Source organism: Bacillus sp. FSL R5-0560, from assembly GCF_037966305.1.
In the GTDB taxonomy this organism is placed as follows: Bacteria; Bacillota; Bacilli; order Bacillales; family Bacillaceae; genus Bacillus; species Bacillus mojavensis.
In genome coordinates this window covers 3,789,232-3,815,146 of the sequence record NZ_CP150195.1, presented here as the reverse complement: position 1 = coordinate 3,815,146, position 25,915 = coordinate 3,789,232, and the positions used below count along the sequence as shown (strand labels likewise).

Annotated in this window: 27 protein-coding genes; 21 read left to right on the top strand and 6 right to left on the bottom strand. The window is 44.9% G+C overall.

What is annotated here, in order from left to right:
* Positions 1–22: 22 nt before the first annotated feature.
* A complete protein-coding gene (gene uvsE / locus NST56_RS19955) occupies positions 23–985 on the bottom strand; it encodes a UV DNA damage repair endonuclease UvsE (protein ID WP_339178679.1) in 963 nt (320 codons plus the stop codon).
* A 12-nt stretch (positions 986–997) separates the two neighbouring features.
* The gene (gene cls / locus NST56_RS19950; protein ID WP_339178676.1) at positions 998–2,197 is read right to left on the bottom strand and encodes a cardiolipin synthase; all 1,200 of its coding nucleotides are present in this window, start codon (positions 2,195–2,197) and stop codon (positions 998–1,000) included.
* Positions 2,198–2,352: 155 nt separating this feature from the next.
* Between cls and NST56_RS19945 the strand changes: the two genes are divergently transcribed.
* The 4 genes from NST56_RS19945 to pyrG all read left to right on the top strand — a co-directional run bounded on the left by NST56_RS19945 (position 2,353) and on the right by pyrG (position 8,173).
* Positions 2,353–4,470 (top strand): heterodisulfide reductase-related iron-sulfur binding cluster, encoded by a 2,118-nt coding sequence (locus tag NST56_RS19945; protein WP_339178674.1) that lies wholly within the window; start codon positions 2,353–2,355, stop codon positions 4,468–4,470.
* A complete protein-coding gene (acdA, locus tag NST56_RS19940; protein WP_168748985.1) occupies positions 4,467–5,606 on the top strand; it encodes an acyl-CoA dehydrogenase AcdA in 1,140 nt (379 codons plus the stop codon). Before NST56_RS19945 ends, acdA begins: the two co-directional genes overlap by 4 nt.
* Positions 5,607–5,788: 182 nt before the next feature.
* Positions 5,789–6,325, top strand: coding sequence for a DNA-directed RNA polymerase subunit delta (rpoE, locus tag NST56_RS19935; RefSeq protein ID WP_326196588.1), 537 nt, complete (start codon positions 5,789–5,791; stop codon positions 6,323–6,325).
* Positions 6,326–6,565: 240 nt separating this feature from the next.
* Positions 6,566–8,173, top strand: a complete 1,608-nt coding sequence (gene pyrG / locus NST56_RS19930) for a CTP synthase (glutamine hydrolyzing) (RefSeq protein WP_010332258.1) — start codon at positions 6,566–6,568, stop codon at positions 8,171–8,173.
* An 82-nt stretch (positions 8,174–8,255) separates the two neighbouring features.
* On the opposite strand, the gene NST56_RS19925 is transcribed toward pyrG, so the two are convergent.
* A complete protein-coding gene (locus NST56_RS19925) occupies positions 8,256–8,777 on the bottom strand; it encodes a DUF2529 domain-containing protein (RefSeq protein WP_268504413.1) in 522 nt (173 codons plus the stop codon).
* 165 nt (positions 8,778–8,942) lie between these two features.
* Here NST56_RS19925 and spo0F point away from each other — a divergent pair, with 165 nt between their 5' ends.
* The 11 genes from spo0F (at position 8,943) to NST56_RS19870 (ending at position 19,481) form a co-directional block, all read left to right on the top strand.
* Positions 8,943–9,317, top strand: coding sequence for a sporulation initiation phosphotransferase Spo0F (gene spo0F / locus NST56_RS19920; protein ID WP_003227621.1), 375 nt, complete (start codon positions 8,943–8,945; stop codon positions 9,315–9,317).
* A 180-nt stretch (positions 9,318–9,497) separates the two neighbouring features.
* Complete coding sequence (locus tag NST56_RS19915) at positions 9,498–10,355, top strand: class II fructose-bisphosphate aldolase (protein ID WP_003235826.1); 858 nt, start codon at positions 9,498–9,500, stop codon at positions 10,353–10,355.
* Between the two features lie 117 nt (positions 10,356–10,472).
* Positions 10,473–11,111: a fructose-6-phosphate aldolase gene (gene fsa / locus NST56_RS19910; protein WP_010332256.1), complete on the top strand. Its 639-nt coding sequence runs from the start codon at positions 10,473–10,475 to the stop codon at positions 11,109–11,111.
* A gap of 376 nt (positions 11,112–11,487) precedes the next feature.
* The gene (locus tag NST56_RS19905; protein ID WP_010332255.1) at positions 11,488–12,777 is read left to right on the top strand and encodes a UDP-N-acetylglucosamine 1-carboxyvinyltransferase; all 1,290 of its coding nucleotides are present in this window, start codon (positions 11,488–11,490) and stop codon (positions 12,775–12,777) included.
* A 31-nt stretch (positions 12,778–12,808) separates the two neighbouring features.
* The gene (glpX, locus tag NST56_RS19900; protein ID WP_010332254.1) at positions 12,809–13,774 is read left to right on the top strand and encodes a class II fructose-bisphosphatase; all 966 of its coding nucleotides are present in this window, start codon (positions 12,809–12,811) and stop codon (positions 13,772–13,774) included.
* A 213-nt stretch (positions 13,775–13,987) separates the two neighbouring features.
* A complete protein-coding gene (locus NST56_RS19895; protein WP_032731180.1) occupies positions 13,988–14,149 on the top strand; it encodes a hypothetical protein in 162 nt (53 codons plus the stop codon).
* 30 nt (positions 14,150–14,179) lie between these two features.
* Positions 14,180–15,463 carry a transcription termination factor Rho gene (rho, locus tag NST56_RS19890; RefSeq protein ID WP_010332253.1) on the top strand — a complete coding sequence of 428 codons (1,284 nt, stop codon included), beginning with the start codon at positions 14,180–14,182 and terminating at the stop codon, positions 15,461–15,463.
* A 118-nt stretch (positions 15,464–15,581) separates the two neighbouring features.
* Entirely contained in the window at positions 15,582–15,782 is a 201-nt protein-coding gene (gene rpmE, locus NST56_RS19885; RefSeq protein WP_003151132.1) for a 50S ribosomal protein L31, read from the top strand.
* An 88-nt stretch (positions 15,783–15,870) separates the two neighbouring features.
* Complete coding sequence (locus NST56_RS19880) at positions 15,871–16,458, top strand: thymidine kinase (RefSeq protein ID WP_339178665.1); 588 nt, start codon at positions 15,871–15,873, stop codon at positions 16,456–16,458.
* Between the two features lie 288 nt (positions 16,459–16,746).
* Positions 16,747–18,444 carry an oxaloacetate-decarboxylating malate dehydrogenase gene (gene malS / locus NST56_RS19875; RefSeq protein ID WP_029441290.1) on the top strand — a complete coding sequence of 566 codons (1,698 nt, stop codon included), beginning with the start codon at positions 16,747–16,749 and terminating at the stop codon, positions 18,442–18,444.
* Positions 18,445–18,524: 80 nt separating this feature from the next.
* Entirely contained in the window at positions 18,525–19,481 is a 957-nt protein-coding gene (locus NST56_RS19870; protein WP_010332250.1) for an AEC family transporter, read from the top strand.
* A gap of 35 nt (positions 19,482–19,516) precedes the next feature.
* On the opposite strand, the gene racA is transcribed toward NST56_RS19870, so the two are convergent.
* Positions 19,517–20,071 carry a chromosome-anchoring protein RacA gene (gene racA, locus NST56_RS19865; RefSeq protein WP_168748979.1) on the bottom strand — a complete coding sequence of 185 codons (555 nt, stop codon included), beginning with the start codon at positions 20,069–20,071 and terminating at the stop codon, positions 19,517–19,519.
* 121 nt (positions 20,072–20,192) lie between these two features.
* Complete coding sequence (locus tag NST56_RS19860; RefSeq protein WP_268448233.1) at positions 20,193–20,582, bottom strand: VOC family protein; 390 nt, start codon at positions 20,580–20,582, stop codon at positions 20,193–20,195.
* A 121-nt stretch (positions 20,583–20,703) separates the two neighbouring features.
* Here NST56_RS19860 and prfA point away from each other — a divergent pair, with 121 nt between their 5' ends.
* The 3 genes from prfA (at position 20,704) to NST56_RS19845 (ending at position 23,003) form a co-directional block, all read left to right on the top strand.
* Positions 20,704–21,774: a peptide chain release factor 1 gene (prfA, locus tag NST56_RS19855; RefSeq protein ID WP_010332247.1), complete on the top strand. Its 1,071-nt coding sequence runs from the start codon at positions 20,704–20,706 to the stop codon at positions 21,772–21,774.
* Between the two features lies 1 nt (position 21,775).
* Positions 21,776–22,642 carry a peptide chain release factor N(5)-glutamine methyltransferase gene (gene prmC, locus NST56_RS19850; protein WP_268471610.1) on the top strand — a complete coding sequence of 289 codons (867 nt, stop codon included), beginning with the start codon at positions 21,776–21,778 and terminating at the stop codon, positions 22,640–22,642.
* 73 nt (positions 22,643–22,715) lie between these two features.
* Positions 22,716–23,003, top strand: a complete 288-nt coding sequence (locus tag NST56_RS19845) for a DUF5316 family protein (protein ID WP_010332245.1) — start codon at positions 22,716–22,718, stop codon at positions 23,001–23,003.
* Positions 23,004–23,018: 15 nt separating this feature from the next.
* On the opposite strand, the gene NST56_RS19840 is transcribed toward NST56_RS19845, so the two are convergent.
* Complete coding sequence (locus tag NST56_RS19840; protein ID WP_010332244.1) at positions 23,019–23,384, bottom strand: UPF0715 family protein; 366 nt, start codon at positions 23,382–23,384, stop codon at positions 23,019–23,021.
* A gap of 140 nt (positions 23,385–23,524) precedes the next feature.
* On the opposite strand from NST56_RS19840, the gene spoIIR reads away from it, so the two are divergent.
* The 3 genes from spoIIR to NST56_RS19825 all read left to right on the top strand — a co-directional run bounded on the left by spoIIR (position 23,525) and on the right by NST56_RS19825 (position 25,907).
* Positions 23,525–24,199 carry a stage II sporulation protein R gene (spoIIR, locus tag NST56_RS19835; RefSeq protein ID WP_010332243.1) on the top strand — a complete coding sequence of 225 codons (675 nt, stop codon included), beginning with the start codon at positions 23,525–23,527 and terminating at the stop codon, positions 24,197–24,199.
* A 67-nt stretch (positions 24,200–24,266) separates the two neighbouring features.
* Positions 24,267–24,710, top strand: coding sequence for a hypothetical protein (locus NST56_RS19830; protein WP_010332242.1), 444 nt, complete (start codon positions 24,267–24,269; stop codon positions 24,708–24,710).
* Positions 24,711–24,866: 156 nt separating this feature from the next.
* A complete protein-coding gene (locus NST56_RS19825) occupies positions 24,867–25,907 on the top strand; it encodes an L-threonylcarbamoyladenylate synthase (protein WP_286059409.1) in 1,041 nt (346 codons plus the stop codon).
* The last annotated feature ends 8 nt before the right edge of the window (positions 25,908–25,915 follow it).

The window sequence follows — 25,915 nt, the reverse complement described above, 5'->3', positions numbered from 1 at the left end:
CTGTAAACCTTTTTTTTTATACTTATGTTTTCCATTGCAGAGCGCCGCCGCCAATCCGTTTCACGCCGCGGATTGAGCTCAATTCATCCATCAGCCGGAGAAGCGCCTTGTCCTTCTGTTTCGCCTCGATCATGAAATCAATATTGGTTCCCCATTGCCTGAAGCGCTCCAAAAGCGGCAGCAAAAAGTTGGCATCTACATAATCCGCATGGCTGCGCACCGCTTGCTCCGACTTTGGGGAGGAAAGATGGACCTTCGGCTGCAATCCGATCCGCTGCCATGTGTTGATCATTCGCGGAAGTGCTTCATTCAGGTCCGCATGATCATCCGAGTTGGCGTAAAAATGGTGAAAATCAAAGACAAACGGAACATTCTCTAGCTCACAGACCTGAAGCGTCTCTTCCGTGGTATACGTCTTATCGTCATTTTCCAGCGTCATCCGCTGCTTGATCTCTTCCGGCAGCAGTTTTATGTTTTGATGAAATTGTTTCAGAGCGTTTTCTTTGTTTCCGTAAGCGCCGCCGATATGGATGTTGATAATCGAGCGGTCTGCAATCCCCATTGCTTCAAACATGCGGTAGTGATAAGCCATATCGGTTACTGCATTTTTTGTAATAGATTCCTTAGGGCTCGTAAACAAGGTAAATTGGTTAGGATGAAAGCTTGTGCGCAGATTGTATTTTTTCACAAGCTCCCCAATCTCACGGAACTCCTTGCGAAATGGCGTCACAAAGTCCCACATTACGTCAGGATGAGTGGCCAGCGGCACAATTGAGCTGGAAAAACGGTACAATGGAATATCGTGGCCGATGATGTAGTGAAGGGTTCTCATTGTATTGCGCAAGTTAGCTTTTGTCGCAGCCAAAAGGGCTTCTTTTCTCTCATCCTCGGACAGCTTTGAATAACGGGCGAATGTCAGTGTTTTGGCGGGAGACGCATCCCAAAGGCTCATCGCATTTGAGACGAACCCGAATCTGAAAATCATAGGAACTCTCCTTTATAAAAAATAAGATAATGCTTTACCGAGCCATTCCGCCGGGCGCTGCCTGAACGTGCGCTTTTTGAAATTTTCTGTTGTCAGCAGGTCCGACTTTTTAATATCCTCTTCAATCGTGGCATAGACTTCTTTTGTAAATGCAGCATCATCGATTTCAACGTTTACCTCTTCATTTAAAAACAGGCTTCGCTGATCAAAATTGGCTGTGCCGATTATGCTGAAGTGATCGTCAATGATCAAGGCTTTCACATGATAAAACCCTTGGTAAAAACGGTAGATGAGACAGCCGGCATCAAGCAGCTCCGAATAATATGTAAAAGCAGCCTCTCTGACCAGAGGGTGATCAGATTTCATGGGCACAATCAACGTAACGTCCACACCGTTTTTTCTTGCTTTGACCAAAGCCTGCTGAAGCGGTTTAGTCGGAATATAATAAGGCGTGCAAATCGTAATACGCTTTTTCGCCCTTGCGATATTTGCCAAATACGTTTTTTCAAGAGCATAGCCGTCAGTCGCATAAATCTTATGAGGGATATTCCCTTGCGGAAGTTCGGGCCAAACATCCGGACCGAGTTCGGCTGATCCGGTATTTCGTTTCAGGTCGGCTGTAAAAAGCGTTTGCAGATCGTGGACACCTTCGCCCGTCATACGCAGATGATAATCCTCCCAATTGCCGAACTTCGCCTTCTTGCCAAGGTATTCCTCCCCAATGTTAAACCCGCCGACATAGCCGACTTTTCCGTCTATCACAGCAATTTTCCGATGATTTCGTTTTTGTATATGAAAAAAGAAATAAGGGAAACGAGGCCGGTTCAGAAAATGAACGTGAACGCCGGCGTTTTTCATCGTCTCCAGCGCCGGTTTTTTAATTTTTTGGCTGCCCGACCAATCCAGAAGCAAATAAACCGAAACACCGGCCTGGGCTTTTGTTTTCAGCAGTGTAAACATATTGTGGCTGACCTCATCGTTTTTCATAATAAAAAACATCACGTGAACAGAAGAGACGGCATCGCGTATATCTTGCATCATCCGTTCAACAAGGTCAGCGCCGCAGTGAATTAATTCGATATCACTTTTCTTTTTTGAAAAAACAGGCTCGTACGCTCTCTTTCTGTAAGCGGCGCGGCCTATAAAGATATCCAGCAGGATTATAGCCAATAGTATGATGACAATAATGAGAATCACGAAAAATACCTTCATCCCGGCACTCCTTTCCGTAGTAGTAGATATTGTGCCCGAACAGCGGGAATTTAATTATTGACTGAACACTCATTCATTATTTATCATAAAGATAACCTTATACAGATTCTGGGGCAGGGGATCACGGTTTTCATCAGTAAAAAGGGGGAATTGGAATGAGCGGCTTTCTTATTGTCAATGCATTATTATTTCTGATTGTAACCGCTTACGCTGTTTATTTGTTTGTTTATTTGGTCAAAACAAGGGTTGCTTACATCAGGCTTGGCCAAAAGGAACAATTCGATAAGCGGATCAAGGAACGGCTTCAGGCCATATGGGTGAATGTATTCGGACAGAAAAAACTGCTCAAGGATAAGAAAAGCGGGATCATTCACGTCATGTTTTTCTACGGCTTTATATTGGTTCAGTTCGGAGCGATTGATTTTATCATCAAAGGGCTGGTCCCGGATCAAAATCTGCCGCTTGGCCCAATCTATCCCGCCTTCACTTTTTTTCAGGAAATCGTTACGTTTCTGATCTTAGTTGCGGTTGGCTGGGCATTTTACAGACGGTATATCGAAAAGCTCGTCAGGCTGAAACGAGGCTTTAAAGCTGGACTTGTTCTCATTTTTATCGGCGGTTTAATGCTAACGGTTTTACTAGGGAACGCAATGAATCTGATCTGGCATGATCACGGGCTTTCTTGGAGCGAGCCAATTGCCTCAGGAATCGCTTTTCTGCTTGGCGGCATCGGGGAGACGGGTGCTGCGGTGATTTTCTATATCGCATGGTGGATGCACCTCCTGTTTTTACTGAGCTTTTTAGTGTATGTGCCGCAGTCAAAGCACGCTCATTTAATTGCCGGTCCTGCCAACGTCTTTTTCAGCAGACTTGAAGCGTCCGGAAAGCTCGAAAAAATTGATTTCACTGACGAAACAAAAGAAAGCTACGGAGCAGGAAAAATTGAGGATTTCAGGCAGTCCCAGCTGATTGATCTGTATGCGTGTGTCGAGTGCGGCCGCTGTACCAATATGTGCCCTGCGACAGGCACCGGAAAAATGCTGTCGCCGATGGATTTAATTTTACGCCTCAGGGACCACCTCACAGAAAAAGGTGCTGCCGTCACTTCGCGCTCGCCATGGGTGCCGGCTGCAGCATTCAGCCATACGAGAGGGAACCAGCTGGCAGCGGCAGCCTCAGGGAGCGGATCGCGGGAAGCCGCCGCCGCGCTTGATTACAATCCGAGCTTGATCGGCGACGTCATTACCGAAGAAGAAATTTGGGCCTGCACCACTTGCCGAAACTGTGAGGATCAGTGCCCCGTCATGAACGAGCATGTTGATAAAATTATTGATCTCCGCCGCTATCTCGTGCTGACTGAAGGAAAAATGGACAGTGACGCACAGCGGGCAATGACGAGTATTGAGCGACAGGGCAATCCGTGGGGCCTCAACCGCAAGGAACGTGAAAATTGGCGCGACGCAGCTCCAGATGCCGAGATTCCGACAGTAAAAGAAGTAAAAAAAGAGGAAAAAGAATTCGAATACCTTTTCTGGGTCGGTTCCATGGGTTCGTACGACAACAGAAGCCAAAAGATCGCCATCTCCTTTGCTAGACTGCTGAACCAAGCAGGTGTGACCTTTGCGATCCTCGGCAACAAAGAAAAAAATTCAGGGGACACCCCGCGCCGCCTCGGAAATGAATTTTTATTTCAAGAACTGGCCGAAAAGAATATCTCAGAATTCGAAAAAAATAATGTGAAAAAAATCGTTACGATTGACCCGCACGCATACAATTTATTTAAAAACGAATATCCAGATTTCGGCTTTGAAGGCGAAGTATATCATCATACGGAAGTGCTGGCTGAACTGGTAAAGAGAGGGGAATTAAAACCGCAGCACCCAGTTCATGAAACGATCACCTTCCACGACTCGTGCTATTTGGGACGGTACAACGAAGTCTATGATCCGCCGAGAGAGATTCTAAAAGCCATTCCGGGCGTGCAGCTTATTGAAATGGAGAGAAACCGGGAAACCGGCATGTGCTGCGGAGCTGGCGGTGGCTTAATGTGGATGGAGGAAGAGTCAGGAAACAGGATTAATGTCGCCAGAACAGAGCAAGCGCTGGCAGTCAATCCGTCGGTAATCAGCTCCGGCTGTCCGTACTGCCTCACGATGCTTGGGGACGGCACAAAGGCAAAAGAAGCGGAAGATCGTGTCAAAACGTATGATGTCGCGGAGCTTCTGGCTCAATCTGTCTTGGGCGCTGATATGACAATGGGGGAAAAGCGATGAATTTTTCATTAACAGAAGAACACGAAATGATTCGGAAATTGGTTCGTGATTTTGCGAAGCATGAGGTTGCACCGACAGCGGCAGAACGTGACGAACAAGAACGCTTCGATCGTGACCTGTTTCGGGAAATGGCGGATTTAGGATTAACAGGGATTCCGTGGCCTGAAGCTTACGGCGGAATCGGAAGTGACTATCTGGCATACGTCATAGCGGTGGAGGAACTGTCAAAAGTCTGCGCCTCCACCGGCGTGACGCTTTCCGCCCATATATCGCTTTGCGGCTGGCCGCTGTTTGCATTTGGCACAGAAGAACAAAAGTCAGAATACTTAACACAGCTGGCGCTTGGGCAGAAAATCGGGGCTTTCGCTTTGACTGAAGCAGGCTCCGGTTCAGATGCCGGCGGGATGAAAACAACTGCTGAGCGAATCGGTGATGACTATGTATTAAACGGATCAAAAGTGTTTATCACAAACGGCGGCGCCGCTGATATTTATATTGTATTTGCAGTCACTGACGCTGAAAAAAAGAAAAAAGGCATTTCTGCTTTTATTGTTGAAAAGGATTTTGAAGGATTTTTGACAGGCAAGAAAGAAAAGAAACTAGGCATCCGTTCTTCTCCGACAACAGAAATCATCTTCGAAGACTGTGTCGTTCCCGCAGAAAATCTTCTCGGTGAAGAAGGAGAAGGCTTCAAAATCGCGATGAAGACGCTGGACGGGGGAAGAAACGGCATCGCGGCACAGGCTGTTGGCATCGCCCAGGGAGCGCTTGATGCGGCGCTTCAATACGCAAAAGAAAGAAAACAGTTCGGCAAATCGATCGCCGAGCAGCAGGGCATAGCTTTTAAACTTGCAGATATGGCGACAATGATAGAAGCTTCAAGGCTATTGACCTACCAAGCGGCATGGCTGGAATCGTCAGGCCTTCCGTATGGAAAAGCCTCCGCCATGTCCAAACTGCTGGCAGGGGATACGGCGATGAAGGTCACGACCGAAGCTGTACAGATTTTCGGCGGCTATGGCTATACGAAGGATTATCCGGTAGAACGCTATATGCGCGACGCGAAAATTACGCAAATCTACGAAGGCACCCAAGAAATTCAAAGGCTGGTTATCTCCAGAATGCTCGCAGAATAAGGCAAAATATCTATCAGTCGGATCACTCTTGTAAATTTATTTAAATTAACGCTGTTAAGGGTAGCATATTCTGTTTTATTTTGTTTATAATGAGAGGTATGGTTTGTATAAGAACGATACAATATCGCTTTCATTATTGATAAAACAGATACATATAAGTAATAGAAAGGGAGTGTCCGACCTTGGGTATCAAACAATATTCACAGGAACAGCTAAAGGAAATGGCTTTAGTTGAAATCGCTCACGAATTATTTGAAGATCATAAAAAACCAGTTCCTTTTCAGGAGCTTTTAAATGAAATTGCATCATTGCTCGGCGTGAAAAAAGAAGAGTTAGGAGACCGCGTCGCACAATTTTATACAGATTTAAACATTGACGGCCGTTTCTTGGCGCTCTCTGACCAGAATTGGGGTCTTCGCAGCTGGTATCCGTACGATCAGCTTGATGAAGAAACACAGCCGACAGTTAAGGCGAAAAAGAAAAAAGCCAAAAAAGCCGTCGAAGAAGATCTTGATCTTGATGAATTTGAAGTGGTTGACGAAGACGACCTCGATTTAGCTGAGGTTGAGGAAGAACTTGATCTCGATGCTGATGAGTTTGACGATATCGATGAAGACGACGATGACGAGCTCGAAATTGACGAGGATCTCATTGATGACGATGAAGAAGAAGAAGATGATGATGACTATGATGAAGGCGATGAGGATAAAAAATCGTAAAAGAATTTCATCCCCAAATCGATCTTGACTTTCATAGTCGAACTAGGTAGTATGTATTTTGGGCTCTTCAAAAACGAAGAGAGAACATAGAACGTTATGCTCCCTTTCAAGAAATTGAAAGGGAGCTTTCTTATTTTCACCCCTCATTTTTCTTATAAATCATTTAAAAGGCTAAATGATTTTTTATAAAACGGTACATTTTAAGAAATGTAGCTTAGAGCGAAGAGAGGAGCAAACGAAATGACGAAATATATTTTTGTAACTGGGGGAGTCGTATCCTCACTTGGAAAGGGTATTGTAGCAGCTTCATTAGGGCGTTTGCTGAAAAACCGCGGACTGAACGTCACAATTCAAAAATTCGACCCATACATCAACGTTGATCCGGGAACGATGAGCCCGTACCAGCACGGTGAAGTATTCGTAACAGATGACGGCGCTGAAACAGACTTAGATCTGGGGCACTATGAGCGTTTTATCGACATCAACCTGAATAAATTCAGCAACGTAACAACAGGAAAAATCTATTCAACAGTTCTTAAAAAAGAACGTCGCGGAGATTACCTCGGCGGAACAGTGCAGGTTATTCCGCACATCACAAACGAACTGAAAGACCGCGTATACCGTGCGGGTAAAGAAACAAACGCGGATGTCGTGATTACAGAAATCGGCGGTACTGTAGGAGACATCGAATCCCTGCCATTCCTTGAAGCCATCCGCCAAATGAAGAGTGACATCGGCCGTGAAAACGTGATGTACATCCACTGTACACTTGTGCCTTACATTAAAGCTGCCGGTGAACTGAAAACGAAACCGACACAGCACAGCGTAAAAGAATTAAGAAGCCTGGGCATTCAGCCAAACATTATCGTTGTTCGTACAGAAATGCCGATTTCTCAAGATATGAAGGACAAAATCGCTTTATTCTGCGACATCGATACAAAAGCGGTTATTGAATGTGAAGATGCGGACAACCTCTATGCCATTCCGCTTGAGCTTCAAAAACAAGGACTTGATAAGCTTGTTTGCGAGCACATGCAATTGGCATGCAAAGAGGCGGAAATGTCCGAGTGGAAAGAGCTTGTGAACAAGGTCAGCAACCTGTCTCAAACAATCACAATCGGACTTGTCGGAAAATATGTTGAGCTTCCTGACGCTTATATCTCTGTCGTTGAATCACTTCGTCACGCGGGCTACGCGTTTGACACAGATGTAAAAGTGAAATGGATTAACGCTGAGGAAGTAACAGAAAGCAACATCGGAGAGCTTACTAGCGGCACAGACGGTATTATCGTACCGGGCGGCTTCGGAGACCGCGGTGTTGAAGGTAAAATCATTGCGACACAATATGCGCGTGAAAACAACATTCCGTTCCTGGGCATTTGCTTAGGTATGCAGGTTGCATCTATTGAGTATGCCCGAAATGTATTAGGCTTAAAAGGCGCTCACTCTGCTGAGATTGATCCGTCAACTCAATACCCGATTATCGACCTTCTTCCTGAACAGAAGGATGTTGAAGATCTTGGAGGAACACTTCGCCTCGGCCTTTACCCTTGTAAGCTTGAAGAGGGCACGAAAGCATTTGAAGTGTATCAGGATGAAGTGGTGTACGAGCGTCACCGCCACCGTTATGAATTCAACAACGAATTCAGACAGCAAATGGAAGACCAAGGCTTCGTATTCTCAGGCACCAGCCCGGACGGACGCCTTGTTGAAATTATCGAGCTGAAAGACCATCCTTGGTTCGTGGCTTCTCAGTTCCACCCAGAGTTCAAGTCTAGACCGACAAGACCTCAGCCATTATTCAAAGGCTTTATCGGAGCGTCTGTTGAAGCTGCAAATCAGAAATAATAAAAAAAGACTTGCCGTTTGTCAAAAGCGGACAAGTCTTTTTTATTTGTTTCCGGCAAGATACAGCATGTACAATAAGTGATTATGCATACTCTTGCAGAATTTCTTTTAATGTAAATGATAGAGCATGGTAGACATACAATGCTGTCATTAATGAAGGGAAGCCATAGCGGGTGCCGTCTTCATCGGGAACAAGCGGCATTTTCAGCTTTGAATCAATATGCACATCGCAATATTGTTCGATTCCGGCGCTGTCTTTGGATGCCGGTGATATGCAGACGACCCCCGCGCCTTTTTCATAAAGCTCTTTCGCGAGCGCTTGTTCTTCATCTGTACCTGTCCCTGAGCAAAACATCAGCACCCTGTCGCTTTCTGTCACATCATCAGCGTTAGCGGGAAACGCTTTGACGGAAGGAAGCGGTTCTTTGCTTTCGGTTGCCTCATGTAAGATGCCCTGAAGCTCATTAGCCCCGTATATATAGATGGAATGCCCGCTGATCACCGCTTGAGCGAGCAATCGCGCCCCATCTTCAATCGCGTCAGATTCCTTATCCTGAATGCGGGAAAAAATACCTGTTAACTGTGTTGTAAATATTTTCAACATAAGTGAATCCTCCTTTATAACGTACAATAACAGTATACAACAAAAGAGAAAATGCTCAGAAAATGTCGTAAAGTAGACTATTATAATTAAAGGAAATAGGAAAATCAAACAGAATACATAAACTACTGCTTACTTTTGACGAAAATCATAATATTGGGGTGTAAAATGATGAATGAAAAAATTTTAATCGTTGATGATCAATACGGAATACGTATTTTGCTTAACGAAGTGTTCAATAAAGAGGGCTATCAGACATTTCAGGCTGCGAACGGCCTTCAAGCGCTTGATATCGTGACAAAAGAACGCCCGGACCTTGTCCTTCTGGATATGAAAATTCCGGGTATGGACGGAATCGAAATTTTAAAACGGATGAAGGTCATTGATGAAAACATACGCGTGATCATCATGACGGCTTACGGAGAACTCGATATGATCCAAGAATCAAAGGAACTGGGCGCATTGACGCACTTTGCGAAGCCGTTTGACATCGACGAAATCAGAGACGCCGTCAAAAAATATCTGCCCCTGAAGTCTAACTGACAAAAAGAAGAAACAATTGAATGAGGTCATTGTGTTGCCGATTTGTCGAAAAGTTGGTATTCTAGTTATGGAGAAAAAGCGATCTGTGTATTTACATATGACAGCAAATTATGGGTCATGCTAGGGTGGAAAGCTTTTTTCGCTAGAAGACAATCAGGCTACATAAGGAGGACATTCGACATGCCTTTAGTTTCAATGACGGAAATGTTGAATACAGCTAAAGAAAAAGGTTATGCTGTAGGACAATTTAACTTAAACAACCTTGAGTTTACTCAAGCGATTTTACAAGCAGCTGAAGAAGAAAAATCTCCAGTGATCCTTGGTGTTTCCGAAGGTGCGGGACGCTACATGGGCGGCTTCAAAACAGTCGTAGCTATGGTAAAAGCACTAATGGAAGAGTACAAAGTGACAGTTCCTGTTGCGATCCACTTAGACCACGGTTCAAGCTTTGAATCTTGTGCGAAAGCGATTCATGCAGGTTTCACATCTGTAATGATCGACGCTTCTCACCATCCATTTGAAGAAAACGTAGCAACAACTTCTAAAGTTGTTGAGCTTGCTCATTTCCACGGAGTATCTGTAGAAGCTGAGCTTGGAACAGTCGGCGGACAAGAAGACGACGTTATCGCTGAAGGCGTAATCTACGCTGATCCTAAAGAGTGCCAAGAGCTTGTTGAGCGCACTGGCATCGACTGCCTTGCACCTGCATTAGGTTCTGTTCACGGCCCTTACAAAGGTGAGCCAAACCTTGGTTTCAAAGAAATGGAAGAGATCGGAAAGTCTACTGGTCTTCCGCTCGTTCTTCACGGCGGTACTGGAATTCCGACTGCTGACATCAAAAAATCAATCTCACTTGGTACAGCTAAAATCAACGTAAATACTGAAAACCAAATTTCTTCTGCAAAAGCTGTTCGCGAAACATTGGCAGCTAAGCCTGACGAGTACGATCCACGTAAATACCTTGGACCTGCTCGCGAAGCGATTAAAGAAACTGTTATCGGTAAAATGCGTGAATTTGGTTCTTCAAACCAAGCTTAATTCAATTGGAACTTTTTATAGCCGCCTGACAGCTTGACAGGCGGTTTTCCGTCTATCTTTAGAAAGCGCAATCATATTCACAGTTCTGAAAATTCTTACTCTGGGAGGCTTTTGTAAATGTTATTTTTTATTGATACAGCCAATATCGATGAGATTAAAGAAGCGTATGAATTAGGAATCCTTGCCGGTGTAACAACGAATCCTAGTTTAGTAGCAAAAGAAGCTAACGTATCGTTCCATGACCGTCTTCGTGAAATCACAGAAGTTGTTCCGGGCTCTGTAAGTGCCGAGGTTATTTCTCTGAAAGCTGAGGAAATGATCGAGGAAGGAAAAGAACTGGCGAAAATCGCTCCGAACATCACGGTGAAAATCCCGATGACGGCTGACGGTTTAAAAGCCGTAAAAGCACTTACTGACTTAAACATTAAAACAAATGTTACATTGATCTTCAATGCAAACCAAGCGCTTCTTGCTGCAAGAGCGGGTGCTACCTATGTATCACCATTCTTGGGGCGCTTAGATGATATCGGCCATAACGGGCTTGACCTGATTTCAGAAGTTAAGCAGATTTTTGATATCCACGGGCTTGATACGCAAATCATTGCGGCGTCAATCCGCCATCCTCAGCATGTAACTGAAGCTGCATTAAGAGGGGCTCATATCGGCACAATGCCGCTTAAAGTCATTTATCAGCTGACAAAGCACCCGTTAACAGACAAAGGAATCGAACAGTTCCTGGCAGATTGGAACAAGTAATTTAAGCGGTGGCAAACAGAGTGTATGCCTGTTTGCCGCGGCCTTTGTTTTTCACCATCCTGATACAGCGGACCTTCAGATGCATGCCGCTTACAGAGCAGGAATCATTGGGCTGCAGAAGCTGATATCGGAATGAGGGTTGCGTGCTGCTTTTGCCGGATGACGAAGATGTCTCTATAGCCGGCGGGTCTCTGTCGATTTTTTGAAACCTATGCCCCCCGCAAAGCTTCGCTATTTTCTTCCTGATATTTTACAATGTATTGTATTCTTTCTCTTCGAATTGGCTAGATTTTGGACATGAGCTTTATTTGCAGAGACAGAATAAAATGCCATTTTATTTAGCTCCGCAGCTATCTTCTTATGGAAGGAGACTATCATGGAAAAGTTGAATATTGCCGGCGGTGACTCGTTAAACGGTACAGTACACATCAGCGGCGCTAAAAACAGTGCTGTTGCATTAATACCAGCAACCATTTTGGCAAATTCCGAGGTGACAATAGAAGGGCTTCCTGAGATTTCAGATATTGAAACGCTGCGTGACCTGTTACAGGAAATCGGCGGCAATGTGCATTTTGAGAATGGGGAAATGATTGTCGACCCCACATCAATGATCAGCATGCCGCTTCCTAACGGAAAAGTGAAAAAACTGCGCGCGTCTTATTATTTAATGGGGGCGATGCTCGGCCGCTTTAAACAGGCCGTCATCGGATTGCCTGGCGGCTGCCACCTGGGCCCCCGTCCGATTGACCAGCACATCAAGGGTTTCGAAGCGCTCGGAGCTGAAGTGACCAATGAACAGGGCGCGATTTATTTGCGCGCTGAAAGGCTGAGAGGCGCACGTATTTATTTAGATGTCGTAAGCGTCGGGGCAACGATTAACATTATGCTTGCGGCTGTTTTGGCAGAAGGAAAAACCATCATCGAAAACGCTGCGAAAGAGCCGGAGATTATTGATGTCGCGACATTGCTGACCAGCATGGGCGCAAAAATCAAAGGTGCTGGAACCAACGTCATCCGAATCGATGGCGTAAAGGAACTGCACGGCTGCAAACATACGATCATTCCGGACAGAATTGAAGCCGGAACATTTATGATTGCAGGAGCTGCGATGGGCAAAGAGGTCATCATTGATAATGTCATCCCGACTCACCTTGAGTCCTTAACAGCAAAACTGAGAGAAATGGGCTTTCACATTGAGACAAGCGACGACCAGCTGCTCATTGTCGGAGGGCAGAAAAATCTTAAGCCGGTTGATGTAAAAACCCTAGTATACCCGGGCTTTCCGACTGATTTGCAGCAGCCGATGACGGCGCTTTTGACGAGAGCAAAAGGGACAAGCGTCGTGACTGACACCATCTATTCTGCGAGATTCAAACATATTGATGAACTGAGACGAATGGGCGCTAATATGAAAGTAGAGGGCAGATCTGCAATCATTACGGGTCCTGTCGAGCTTCAAGGCGCTAAGGTGAAGGCAAGCGATCTGCGGGCCGGAGCCTGTTTAGTGGTTGCCGGGCTGATGGCCGACGGTGTCACAGAAATTACAGGTCTTGAGCATATTGATCGCGGATACAGCAGCCTAGAGAAGAAACTAGAGGGTTTGGGAGCCACAATCTGGCGCGAGAGAATGACTGATGAAGAGATAGAACAGATGCAAAATTCTTAATTGGTTATTTGCGAGAGGAGATCGTGTTGAGATGGAAAGAAGTTTATCAATGGAATTGGTTCGTGTGACTGAAGCTGCGGCATTAGCATCTGCAAGATGGATGGGCAGGGGAAAGAAAGACGAGGCTGATGAAGCGGCAACAAGCGCAATGAGAGACGTTTTTGATACAGTCCCGATGAAAGGAACTGTTGTGATCGGAGAAGGAGAAATGGACGAAGCGCCGATGCTTTATATTGGGGAAAAACTCGGAAACGGGTACGGTCCGCGCGTCGATGTCGCTGTTGATCCTCTCGAAGGCACAAACATCTTAGCAAGCGGCGGCTGGAACGCGCTGACTGTTATTGCAGTTGCTGACCACGGCACGCTTTTAAATGCTCCAGATATGTATATGCAGAAAATCGCGGTCGGTCCGGAAGCGGTGGGCTGCATTGATATTGAAGCTCCAGTCATTGATAACCTTAGAGCGGTAGCAAAAGCGAAAAACAAAGACGTCGAGGACGTCGTTGCTACCATTTTAAACCGCGATCGACACGAAAAAATCATTTCTGAGCTTCGTGAGGCCGGCGCCAGAATCAAACTGATCAATGATGGGGATGTCGCAGGCGCCATTAACACGGCTTTCGACCACACAGGCGTAGACATCCTGTTCGGATCAGGAGGAGCTCCTGAAGGCGTCCTATCTGCTGTCGCGTTAAAAGCGCTAGGCGGAGAAATTATCGGTAAACTTCTTCCGCAAAGCGAGGAAGAAATCATACGCTGCAACAAAATGGGACTTGATTTGAGCAAAGTGCTGCGTATGGAAGACCTTGTGAGAGGCGATGACGCTATTTTTGCGGCTACCGGCGTAACTGACGGGGAGCTGTTAAAAGGCGTTCAATTCAAAGGGTCTGTCGGCACGACTGAAAGCTTGGTCATCCGTGCGAAATCAGGCACCGTCCGTTTTGTTGACGGCAGACACAGCCTGAAGAAAAAACCAAATCTCGTAATCCGTCCATAACAAAGAGAAAAAGCGGGTGTTGACCCGCTTTTCTTTTGCAAATAAGAGACAACCCTATCAATTGCGTGTCAAAACCTTATTTCAGTTGAATAATTTTTTGAAATAAGGTAAAAATAAAGAGTGCTGCGATTTTTAACTGCGTAATTCCTTCTTTTAAGCACTAGGAAAGTTTCAATTTCTACCGCATCAGACGATATAAGTATTGATCTTCTCATGTTTTTGTCCTCGCTTCCTTCAAAACTCATTAAGACAATCCTTTTAACAAAAGCGCCGATCATGGGTGGAAGTGTTACCGATAGAAGTTCCTTTATGTTAAAAAAAGAATGTGCTTTGGCGGATGTTGTGCAAAAGCAGCAGATTACATGTGTAAAGTAAGATATTGACTATGAAAAGCGTGGTGTTTTTATGAAAGACGTATCTATTTCCTCTTTGGAAAATATGAAATTGAAAGAGCTATATGAACTTGCAAGACATTATAAAATCTCCTACTACAGCAAACTGACAAAAAAAGAACTGATTTTCGCTATTCTGAAAGCGAATGCAGAACAGGAAGATCTTTTGTTTATGGAAGGTGTTCTTGAGATCATCCAATCAGAGGGATTTGGCTTCCTGAGACCGATCAACTATTCTCCAAGCTCTGAAGACATTTACATCTCAGCTTCACAAATCCGCCGCTTCGATTTGCGGAATGGAGACAAAGTATCAGGTAAGGTTCGCCCGCCAAAAGAAAATGAGCGTTATTATGGACTTTTGCACGTTGAAGCAGTAAATGGAGATGATCCGGAATCCGCAAAAGAGCGTGTTCACTTCCCAGCCCTTACTCCACTTTATCCAGACCGCCATATGGTGCTCGAAACAAAACCGAATTTCTTGTCTACAAGAATTATGGACATGATGGCGCCGGTAGGCTTTGGCCAGCGCGGCTTGATTGTAGCGCCGCCGAAAGCCGGGAAAACGATGCTGCTGAAGGAAATCGCCAACAGCATTACAGCGAACCAGCCTGAAGCAGAGCTGATTGTCCTATTGATCGACGAAAGACCGGAAGAGGTTACGGACATTGAGCGTTCTGTTGCGGGGGATGTCGTCAGCTCAACGTTTGATGAAGTGCCGGAAAACCATATCAAAGTAGCCGAGCTTGTGCTTGAACGCGCTATGCGCCTCGTTGAGCACAAGAAAGACGTTATTATCCTGATGGACAGTATCACACGCCTTGCCCGTGCCTACAACCTAGTGATTCCGCCGAGCGGAAGAACACTGTCCGGAGGGATTGACCCGGCAGCGTTCCACCGTCCGAAGCGTTTCTTCGGGGCAGCGAGAAATATCGAAGAAGGCGGAAGCTTAACGATCCTCGCCACTGCTCTTGTTGATACAGGATCTCGTATGGATGATGTAATCTATGAAGAATTCAAGGGAACGGGCAACATGGAGCTTCATCTTGACCGCTCTCTGGCAGAACGCCGCATCTTCCCTGCAATCGATATTCGCCGTTCTGGAACGCGTAAGGAAGAGCTGCTTGTGCCTAAAGAGCATCTTGACCGTTTATGGTCTATCCGCAAAACGATGTCAGATTCGCCTGATTTCGCGGAAAAATTCATGAGAAAAATGAAAAAAACCAAAACAAACCAGGAATTTTTCGATATTCTCAATCAAGAATGGAAGCAAGCAAATCTATCATCAGCCAGACGATAAAATCTATTTGCAAAAGAAGTAAATCACTGATATAATTTTCTCATATGCGTTTCGGACATTGCTCCGAAATAATAACTCTGTTTCCACACGGGATTCAGGGCGGAAGGAGATGGATACAATGAAAGCAGGAATTCATCCTAATTTCAAAAAAGCAACAGTTAAATGCGCTTGCGGAAATGAATTTGAAACAGGCTCAGTAAAAGAAGAGGTACGCGTTGAGATTTGCTCTGAATGCCACCCATTCTACACTGGCCGTCAAAAATTCGCTTCTGCTGATGGTCGTGTTGATCGCTTTAATAAAAAATACGGTCTTAAGTAATAATAGATTTTTCAACAGGCAAGAAGCAGTTCTTGCCTGTTTTTTGTATGTCAAAAACACAGCTGACAGAGAGAGGGGAGCAGAGCCAATGTACATAATGAAGCAAAGCGGGTGGCTTGAGCTGATTTGCGGCAGTATGTTCTCGGGGAAATCTGAAGAGCTGATCAGAAGAGTGAAGAGAGCAACTTACGCCAAGCAGGAGGTCAGGGTCTTTAAACCTGTGATTGATAATCGATACAGCGAAGATGCTGTTGTCTCCCATAATGGAACATCTATGACGAGCTATGCCATTTCTTCGGCTGCGGACATTTGGGATCATATCAGTGAGAGCACGGATGTGATCGCAGTTGACGAGGTTCAATTCTTCGATCGGGGTATCATTGATGTTTTATCAGCACTTGCCGATAAAGGATATCGTGTGATCGCAGCAGGTCTTGATATGGATTTCAGAGGAGAGCCGTTCGGCGTTGTGCCGGATATTATGGCCATCGCTGAAAGTGTGACGAAGCTGCAGGCTGTCTGTTCCGTCTGCGGATCACCGGCAAGCAGAACACAGCGGCTCATTGACGGAAAGCCGGCTTCTTATGATGATCCGGTCATTCTGGTGGGTGCGTCTGAATCCTATGAAGCAAGATGCAGACACCACCACGAAGTTCCGGGAAAATCTAAAAACTAATGCAAAACATGGGTAAAAAGATAGAATGCACCGGCCGAAAAGCTGGTGTTTTTTTATATATTCTGACAACAATCAATTAAAAAATTTAAATAAGTGTATTAAAAAATTAAGTAATTTTCTTCCCTTGAATTTTGATTTTGACAGGCATAAAATAACTAACGTAATGTAAATAGTTTTGAGACATTGTTCGAATAATTGTCACAAAGTCGCATAAAGATCATGATCGGTTATTTTTAGATGAGTTATTACTTAACCTGGTTAACTATTTCAAGAAAGAAGGAGATTTGCTTGAATAACATAAAAAAAACTAAGGAAGGCCATTTAGAAACAACATTAAGAGGAAAAGAAGTTTTGTCTATTCCTACTTTAAACAAAGGTGTTGCTTTTACGTTAGAAGAAAGACAAGAACTTGGCTTAGAAGGACTTCTTCCGCCAACTGTACTTTCTCTTGATCAACAAGCAAAACGCGCATACGAGCAATTTAAAGCTCAGCCAGACCGCCTTCGTCAAAATGTTTACTTAAATGATCTTGCTAACCGCAATGAAGTTCTTTTCTATAAATTGCTGCAAAATCACCTGCGTGAAATGCTTCCTGTTGTATACACACCAACAGTTGGTGAAGCAATTCAAGAATACAGCCATGAATACAGAAGACCTCAAGGTATCTACTTGTCAATCGACAACATTGACGGTATTGAAAAGGCTTTTGAAAACCTTCATGCGACAGCAGGCGATATTGATCTTATCGTTGCAACTGACTCTGAAAGTATCCTTGGTATCGGTGACTGGGGAGTAGGCGGTATTAACATCGCTATCGGTAAATTGGCTGTTTACACTGCTGCAGCTGGTATTGACCCTAGCCGTGTTATTCCTGTAGTGCTTGATGTCGGTACAAACAACGAAAAACTTTTAAATGATCCTTTATACATTGGTAACCATCATGAACGTATCTCTGATGAACGTTACGAAGAATTCGTTGATGCGTATGTAAAAGCTGCGCTTAAATTCTTCCCTAAAGCGCTTCTTCACTGGGAAGACTTTGGTAACAAAAACGCGCGCAATATCATGAAAAAATACAACAACGAAATCCTGACATTCAACGATGATATTCAAGGTACAGGCGCAATTACACTAGCTGGTGTGCTTGCTGCTATGAAGAAAACAGGCGCTTCTATTAAAGATCAGCGTGTAGTTGTCTTCGGTGCAGGTTCAGCTGGTATCGGTATTGCTGACCAGATCCGTGACACAATGGTGCTTGCTGGATTATCTGAAGAAGAAGCAAACAAAGCGTTCTTCACACTTGATTACAGAGGCCTGTTAACAGACGATATGGAAGGCATCCTTGATTTCCAAAAACCTTACCTTCGCAGTGCAGCAGAAGTGAAAGACTGGAAACGCGATGAAAAAGGCCAAATTCCATTCGATGAAGTGGTTCGCCAAGCGAAACCAACGATCTTAATCGGAACTTCAGGGGTTTCAGGAGCGTTCACAGAGGAAATTGTGAAAGAGATGGCATCTCACGTAGACCGTCCGGTGATCATGCCGATGTCTAACCCGACTCACCTTGCAGAAGCTGTTCCTGAAGATCTGTTCAAATGGACTGACGGAAAAGTGCTTGTAGCAACAGGAAGCCCATTTGACAATGTAGAGTACAATGGCGTTTCTTATGAAATCGGACAATCTAACAACGCATTCGCATTCCCTGGTCTTGGCCTTGGTTCAATCGTAGCTGAAGCGCGTGTTATTACACCTGCTATGTTTGCTGCAACAGCTGATGCGATTGCTGAAATGGTTGATTTTGAAACACCTGGAGCTGGATTGCTTCCAAGCATCGACAAGCTTCAAGAAGTATCTATTCAAGTTGCCATTGCTGTAGCTGAAGCAGCGATTAAAGATGGCGTAGCAAATCGTCAGCCTGAAGATGTAAAACAAGCTGTTCTTGATGCAATGTGGACACCTGAATACAAAAAAGTCATCGCAAAATAATAAGCGTGTAATTTTTCTGTCCGAGGGAAAGCTTTGTATAAAGCTAAAGTATACGGACATAGGATTTGGAGGAGAATATTTTGAGCATCTTAGATATCTTAATCCTCCTGGCACCGATCTTCTTTGTTATCGTGCTGGGTTGGTTTGCAGGACATTTCGGAAGTTATGATGCCAAGTCAGCAAAAGGGGTAAGTACGTTAGTAACGAAATACGCACTTCCAGCTCACTTTATCGCTGGTATTTTGACAACTTCCAGAAGTGAATTTTTATCACAAGTTCCATTAATGGTTTCTTTACTTATCGGGATTGTTGGTTTCTATATCATCATTTTATTGGTTTGCAGATTTGTCTTTAAGTATGATTTAACGAACTCATCCGTGTTTTCTTTGAACTCTGCACAGCCGACATTCGCATTTATGGGTATTCCTGTATTGGGAAGCTTGTTCGGTGCGCAAGAGGTTGCGATTCCGATCGCTGTAACAGGTATCGTTGTTAACGCGATTCTTGATCCGCTTGCGATTATTATAGCTACAGTGGGTGAGTCTTCTAAGAAAAACGGAGAGAGCGGCGACAGTTTTTGGAAGATGACAGGGAAATCCATTCTGCATGGTCTTTCCGAGCCTCTTGCAGCAGCTCCTTTAATCAGTATGATTCTAGTGCTTTGCGGTGTCACTCTTCCTGAGCTGGGTGTTAAGATGCTTGATCAGCTTGGTAGTACAACATCTGGTGTTGCTCTCTTTGCTGTCGGTGTTACCGTTGGTATTCGTAAGATTAAACTCAGTCTGCCGGCTATCGGTATTGCGTTACTCAAAGTTGCGGTTCAGCCTGCGTTAATGTTCCTGATTGCTCTTGCAGTCGGACTTCCAGCTGACCAAACAACAAAAGCAATCCTTCTTGTTGCATTCCCTGGTTCTGCCGTTGCAGCCATGATTGCGACTCGTTTCGAGAAACAAGAGGAAGAAACTGCGACTGCGTTTGTGATCAGTGCGATTCTGTCATTGATTTCACTTCCAATTATTATTGCGCTTACTGCGTAATCAAAAAAGCTCCCTTTACGGGGAGCTTTTTTACTTTACGTTTGAAATTTAAACAGTGACAGCAGCGGTTTTTTTCTTGTTTTTATTTTTTCGGATGAAGCAGCAGTCTCAGGGGTCGGCTGAGCGGTGAATTCTTTCATTTGTGAGGTCATTGATTGCAGGTCGGCAAGAATGTCATCGATTTCTCTTCTGTGCTGCAGAAGCTGATAGGATACGCCTTCATCGGCTTTTTGTTTAAGCTGGCGTTCCAATTCCTCAATTCTTGCCAGCAGCCCGTTTTCTTCCTGTTTTTGCTGTAATAAGGTGTCCAGCTTTTGTTCGAGCTGTTCGATTCTTTTCTCTGTGTCACTGTTTGTTTTTTGGACAAGGAAGCCTGTGCGCTTCTTATTGCTCCGCGGCACATTAATATCCTGAAGCGCCGTGCCTTCAGAAATTTGTTTTTGAACAGATTTCAGGATTTGCACATCTTCAGCCGTAAACGAATAGTGTCCGAGCTCGTTCCGTTCAGCCGGAAGGTTCAGCTGCTTCACCCACCGCTGCACTGTTTTTGCGGAGACGCCGAGTTCACTTGCTACCATATTTGTATTCATGATCCCATACCTCCTTTTTAGCTAGGTATTCGACCATGGGGAGCGGTTCCCTTCCCATTAGACAAAACAAGAAAAGATTCGGCAAAGAAAGTGGGCATCCCCCTTTTTTCCTCAAAAACCATTATTGCTCATACAGCTCTAACGGAAGTTGATCGGGATCAAAAAAGAAGGTGAACCGCTTGCCTGTCAGCGGGTCTGTCCTAATCGGCTCTGTCTCGATTCCTTTTTCGTGAAGCTCCTGAACAGCCTGATCTAAGCTGCTGACCGTAAAGGCAAGATGTCGGAGCCCTGCACCTTCAGGCCGGGTTTGACGTGCGGGCGGATCAGGGAACGAAAACAGCTCAATGACGTACGAGCCGTTAAGCGACAAATCTAGCTTATAGGAGTCGCGCTCTTCTCGGTATGTTTCTTGTATCACCTGAAAACCGAGCTTATGTACGTAAAAAGCTTTCGACTTTTCATAATCCGAGCATATGATTGCAATATGATGTATAGATGTAAACAATACGATCCCTCCTCTTTTTCAGTATAGCAGAGGAGGCTTTTTTAACTGGGATTGAAATGCTTTTGACTGGCGATAGTCCCTATACTATAATGAGAATGTTACGCACAGGAAAACAGAGGTGAAGACCGTGTTAGACCGTTTAAAGTCAATCGAAGAACGATATGAAAAATTAAATGAGCTTTTAAGCGATCCAGAAGTTGTCAACGATCCCAAAAAGCTTAGAGAATATTCGAAAGAGCAATCTGATATACAAGAAACAGTTGACGTATATAGACAATACAGAGATGCGTCAGAACAGCTGGCTGATGCAAAAGCGATGCTTGAGGATAAGCTTGATGCTGAGATGCGCGACATGGTGAAGGAAGAGATTTCTGAACTCCAGAAAGAAACGGAAACACTGTCAGAACGTCTGAAGGTGCTCCTGATTCCGAAAGATCCTAATGATGATAAAAACGTTATCATGGAGATCCGCGGAGCGGCAGGCGGAGAGGAAGCCGCTTTATTTGCAGGCAACCTGTACAGAATGTATTCCCGCTATGCCGAGCTTCAAGGCTGGAAAACCGAGGTCATGGAAGCAAGTGTAACCGGAACGGGCGGCTACAAAGAGATCATCTTTATGATTACGGGCAGCGGCGCATATTCTAAGCTCAAGTATGAAAACGGCGCTCACCGTGTTCAGCGTGTTCCGGAAACAGAATCAGGCGGCCGTATCCATACATCTACTGCAACAGTAGCATGTCTTCCTGAGGCCGAAGAGGTAGAGGTTGACATTCATGAGAAGGATATCCGTGTTGATACGTTTGCTTCTAGCGGACCGGGCGGACAAAGCGTGAACACGACAATGTCTGCCGTTCGTCTGACGCATTTGCCGACAGGCGTTGTCGTATCATGTCAGGATGAAAAATCTCAAATCAAGAACAAAGAAAAAGCGATGAAGGTTCTCCGCGCCAGAATCTATGATAAATTTCAGCAGGAAGCACAGGCTGAATATGATCAGACACGGAAATCGGCTGTCGGATCAGGTGACCGCTCTGAGCGTATCCGCACATACAACTTCCCGCAAAACCGTGTGACGGATCACAGAATCGGCCTGACCATTCAAAAGCTTGATCAGATTCTTGAAGGAAAACTGGACGAAGTGGTTGAAGCACTGATCGTAGAAGATCAGGCAAGCAAGCTTCAGCAGGCGGATAGTTAAGATGAAGACAATATTTGAAGCCCTGAAATGGGCTTCTTCTTATTTAACGGAAGCGGGAAGAGAAGAAAATGCAGCTGAGCTGCTTTTGCTTTATGATACCGGAATGGATAGAAGCAAGCTGCTCGCCAGCTTACAGGAACCGATCGGCGAAGATGAACTGTATCGCTTTGAACGCCACGTCGATATGCACAAAGAGGGCGTACCGGTTCAGTACATTATCGGAAGAGAGTTTTTTTACGGCCGTGAATTTATAGTAAATGATGACGTGCTGATCCCGCGCCCGGAAACGGAAGAGGTTGTCTACCATCTTCTTGAGAAATATAGAAGTGTCTTTTCTGAAGGAGAACAGCTCGATGTGGTAGATGTCGGCACGGGAAGCGGCGCAATAGCCGTCACGCTTGCACTGGAAAACAAAAACTTTTCTGTCTCAGCGATTGATATCTCCAAAGAAGCGCTGGACGTTGCTTCAGCCAACGCTGAAAAGCTCGGAGCGGAGGTGCATTTTCTTCAAGGCGACCTGCTTGAACCCTTTATTAAGGCAGGAAAAAAAGCTGATATTATCGTCTCAAACCCTCCGTATATTTCTGAAGAAGAAATGGCCGATTTATCTGAGATTGTCCGTTTCCATGAACCTTTGCATGCTCTCACTGACGGCGGAAACGGGCTGAAATTTTATAAGCGGTTTATGGAAGCCATTCCGCTGGTGATGAAGAATACCGCGCTTGTCGTCTTTGAAATCGGGTGGAAGCAGGGCGCAGCTGTAAAAGAGCTGATTCTGCATGCGTTTAAGGATGCGGAAGTTGAAGTCCTGAAGGATATTAACGGAAAAGACAGAACCATATGCGCGGTAATTCATAAGAATAAATAAGCAGCTTGCTGGTGAGTTGAGATAAGAACGGGACCATCAAGCTGTTTTAACACCAGCAAAGGGGATGTAAAAGATGAAAAAGGCCCTGACAGCAGGAATTTTACTTATTGCCATTGAAAGTATGGTGGGTTCGATTTTTGCGCATGCGATTTCTTATGAATTCATTTTCGGCATTGCATCTCTTGTTTTGATCGGGCTTGCCATTGTGACATCGGGTTTGGCTGTAAGCGGAAGCGACCAGCGGGCAAATTATCATTCAGAAACCAAAGAAGGCCGGACAGCCCGTTTGAAAATATCAGCTGCTTTCTTTGTTGCTGCCATACCTTCTATTCTATGTTATCTATTGACCGTTTTGATCTAATGAAAAAGGAAGCCCTTAAGAGGCTTCCTTTTTTTGCAGCAAAACAGAATCCCATATCCAGTAGACAACAGCTGTTAATACAGCGAAGATGTAAAAAGCTGTATTTTGAAGAAGGGATTGCCCGGAAGGCTGCAGCACGCCAAAGATGATCGCGTTGGCGATAAACGCCGCGGCAAGATAATACAGCAAGTACAAAGGGCTGAACCGTTTCGGCTTTTTATTCATCATGATTTGAAGCGGCAGCGCGAATAGTAGGTAAGGAAATAAGAAATAAAAGGCCATCGTTACGAGAGCAGCTATAATAAAGGAATGAATGTAAATAATCGAATAAAGAACTGACATCGTGAACGCTGACAGCAGCACTGTGTAATGATATTTCATTTTAAACCTCCTAAAACACTATCGTACCATAAATTAGATTCAAAGCTTGCTAGATTTTTTTGCCGCTGCAGGTTTACTCCATACGTTCCTTGTCCATAATAGGGCTAGATACAAAGCACGGAGAGGAACGGTGGGGACCGATGAAAAAAACAGTTATCATTTGTATATATATGTTTCTTTTATTATCTGGGGCACTCGTAGGGTTGGCGAAAGAAGAGACGGCACAGCAATCTGAAAATGAGCCGGTTGTCATTCCGGACGAGGCGATTCGCCTGAGAATATTGGCAAACAGCGATCGTGACGAGGACCAAGAATTAAAGCGTCGTATCAGAGACGCCGTCAATAAAGAAATCACAACATGGGTTAAGGATATTACTTCTATTGAAGAAGCGCGGCGTTTGATCCGCTCAAAGCTGCCTGAGATCAAGGAAATTGCAAAAGAAACCATGGAAAAAGAAGGCGCCAGCCAATCGATATCTGTTGATTTTGACAAAATCTCATTTCCGACAAAGCTTTACGGCAGCATGGTATATCCTGCTGGAGAATACGAAGCCATCCTGATCACGCTTGGTAACGGTGAAGGCGCGAATTGGTGGTGTGTATTATTCCCGCCGCTCTGCTTTCTTGATTTTTCAAACGGAGAAGCCGTAAAAGAACAAGAAGATAAAGAAGCCTCAAAAAAACAAACGGAAAAAGCTCTTGAGGACTTAACAGCCAAAGCGGAAAAAGCTGAAAAAGAAGATGAGAAAGAGAAAGAAGACGATACAGAAGTGAAATTCTTCGTTGTAGAATGGTTTTCCGATCTTTTTTCTTAATCACCAGGTCTAAAAATAGATTTGCCTCATAGATTGGAAGAAAGAACGCTGAAAACGGGGTGAACGAATGTTTTATCAACTGCGGGTGGCAAGGGAAAAGGACGGAGACATACTTGAGGAATTTTTAAAACAGGCCAAAACGAATCATGAGGGCGTAAGGGAAGGGTTCACGCAGTTTCTGATGCTGGAGGACAGCGAGAAGAACATAGCCGGCTGTCTAGGTATCGAAAAAATCAGCTGCGATCAAGCCCTGCTTCGCTCACTTGTGATATCGGACAAGCTTCACCAAGGTCATATTGTGTCGCTCTTTCAAAGCATGGAGGTGCTTTGTGAAAAGCATGAGATCAAAACGGTATATTTGGTAGCCAATCAGCATTCTTCAGCTGATTTCCTGGGGGCGATGGGATTTGAACGGGCGGAGAGTGTGCCGGAAGAGCTGTTTGCCTCGGATCATTTCTGTGAATCAAGGCAAGCGGAAGGGGCCGTCTTAATGAAAAAAGCATCTGGATAAGTGAGATTTATGCACAAACTTATCCACTTCTTTATATGCGTTGTCCACAATTTGTGGATAACGCTTGTTTTATTACAGGACATCTTTTATACTTTCAAAAGGATTACACGCGTAAAACGATCGTTTTATTGTTGTGAATAAGGAGTTTGGTCAGAAATGAAAACGAAAAGATGGTTTGTGGATGTAACTGGGGAGTTATCCACAAATGATCCACAAATTACACAAGCAGCCGCTTTGCTCCGAGAAAATGAGGTTGTCGCCTTTCCAACAGAAACTGTATATGGTCTCGGCGCAAATGCGAAAAGCACAGATGCTGTCAAAAAAATATATGAAGCGAAAGGGCGGCCGAGTGATAATCCCCTGATTGTCCACATTGCGGATATCAGCCAGCTTGACGGCTTAACCGGTCCGGCGCCAGAAAAAGCGAAAATATTAATGAAGCGCTTTTGGCCAGGGGCGCTTACACTTATTTTACCTTGTACACCTGGTGCGCTGTCACCCCGTGTAACCGCAGGACTGGATACAGTGGCCGTCAGAATGCCTGATCATCCTCTGGCTCTGGCACTCATCCGTGCCGCGGGTCTCCCGATTGCAGCGCCGAGTGCTAATTTATCGGGCAAACCAAGCCCGACAAAGGCTGAACACGTGGCTCACGACTTGGAGGGCCGCATAGCGGGAATAATGGATGGGGGAGCTACTGGAATCGGTGTCGAATCAACCGTACTTTCATGTGCAGGAGACATTCCTGTGCTCCTTCGTCCGGGCGGCATTACAAAAGAACAAATAGAAGCTGAAATCGGACCGATTCTTGTGGATAAAGGGCTTGCCGATCAAAATGAGAAGCCGATTTCTCCGGGAATGAAATATACACATTACGCGCCGTCAGCGCCGCTTGTTATTTCTGAAGGCAGCCCTGAGCGCATTCAAACGCTCATTCAAGAATATCAGCGGGGCGGAAAACGGGTCGGCGTCCTGACGACAGAAGAAAACGCAGATTTTTATTCAGCTGACTATGTGAAGAGCTGCGGCAGAAGAGATCAGCTTGAAACAGTCGCGGCAGCTCTTTATGATGCTCTGCGCAGTTTTGATGAAGAGAAGGTTGATTTTATTATTGCAGAATCGTTTCCTGACACAGGCGTCGGACTTGCTATTATGAACAGGCTGATGAAAGCAGCCGGAGGAAGAGTGATTCGCTGATACAGTCA

What these genes read in the sequence shown, in the direction of transcription:
- uvsE (WP_339178679.1), bottom strand. Translation starts at nt 985, where the DNA reads ATGATTTTCAGATTCGGGTTCGTCTCAAATGCGATGAGCCTTTGGGAT.
- cls (WP_339178676.1), bottom strand. Translation starts at nt 2,197, where the DNA reads ATGAAGGTATTTTTCGTGATTCTCATTATTGTCATCATACTATTGGCT.
- NST56_RS19945 (WP_339178674.1), top strand. Translation starts at nt 2,353, where the DNA reads ATGAGCGGCTTTCTTATTGTCAATGCATTATTATTTCTGATTGTAACC.
- acdA (WP_168748985.1), top strand. Translation starts at nt 4,467, where the DNA reads ATGAATTTTTCATTAACAGAAGAACACGAAATGATTCGGAAATTGGTT.
- pyrG (WP_010332258.1), top strand. Translation starts at nt 6,566, where the DNA reads ATGACGAAATATATTTTTGTAACTGGGGGAGTCGTATCCTCACTTGGA.
- NST56_RS19925 (WP_268504413.1), bottom strand. Translation starts at nt 8,777, where the DNA reads ATGTTGAAAATATTTACAACACAGTTAACAGGTATTTTTTCCCGCATT.
- spo0F (WP_003227621.1), top strand. Translation starts at nt 8,943, where the DNA reads ATGATGAATGAAAAAATTTTAATCGTTGATGATCAATACGGAATACGT.
- NST56_RS19915 (WP_003235826.1), top strand. Translation starts at nt 9,498, where the DNA reads ATGCCTTTAGTTTCAATGACGGAAATGTTGAATACAGCTAAAGAAAAA.
- fsa (WP_010332256.1), top strand. Translation starts at nt 10,473, where the DNA reads ATGTTATTTTTTATTGATACAGCCAATATCGATGAGATTAAAGAAGCG.
- NST56_RS19905 (WP_010332255.1), top strand. Translation starts at nt 11,488, where the DNA reads ATGGAAAAGTTGAATATTGCCGGCGGTGACTCGTTAAACGGTACAGTA.
- glpX (WP_010332254.1), top strand. Translation starts at nt 12,809, where the DNA reads ATGGAAAGAAGTTTATCAATGGAATTGGTTCGTGTGACTGAAGCTGCG.
- NST56_RS19895 (WP_032731180.1), top strand. Translation starts at nt 13,988, where the DNA reads ATGTTTTTGTCCTCGCTTCCTTCAAAACTCATTAAGACAATCCTTTTA.
- rho (WP_010332253.1), top strand. Translation starts at nt 14,180, where the DNA reads ATGAAAGACGTATCTATTTCCTCTTTGGAAAATATGAAATTGAAAGAG.
- rpmE (WP_003151132.1), top strand. Translation starts at nt 15,582, where the DNA reads ATGAAAGCAGGAATTCATCCTAATTTCAAAAAAGCAACAGTTAAATGC.
- NST56_RS19880 (WP_339178665.1), top strand. Translation starts at nt 15,871, where the DNA reads ATGTACATAATGAAGCAAAGCGGGTGGCTTGAGCTGATTTGCGGCAGT.
- racA (WP_168748979.1), bottom strand. Translation starts at nt 20,071, where the DNA reads ATGAATACAAATATGGTAGCAAGTGAACTCGGCGTCTCCGCAAAAACA.
- prmC (WP_268471610.1), top strand. Translation starts at nt 21,776, where the DNA reads ATGAAGACAATATTTGAAGCCCTGAAATGGGCTTCTTCTTATTTAACG.
- NST56_RS19845 (WP_010332245.1), top strand. Translation starts at nt 22,716, where the DNA reads ATGAAAAAGGCCCTGACAGCAGGAATTTTACTTATTGCCATTGAAAGT.
- NST56_RS19840 (WP_010332244.1), bottom strand. Translation starts at nt 23,384, where the DNA reads ATGAAATATCATTACACAGTGCTGCTGTCAGCGTTCACGATGTCAGTT.
- spoIIR (WP_010332243.1), top strand. Translation starts at nt 23,525, where the DNA reads ATGAAAAAAACAGTTATCATTTGTATATATATGTTTCTTTTATTATCT.
- NST56_RS19830 (WP_010332242.1), top strand. Translation starts at nt 24,267, where the DNA reads ATGTTTTATCAACTGCGGGTGGCAAGGGAAAAGGACGGAGACATACTT.
- NST56_RS19825 (WP_286059409.1), top strand. Translation starts at nt 24,867, where the DNA reads ATGAAAACGAAAAGATGGTTTGTGGATGTAACTGGGGAGTTATCCACA.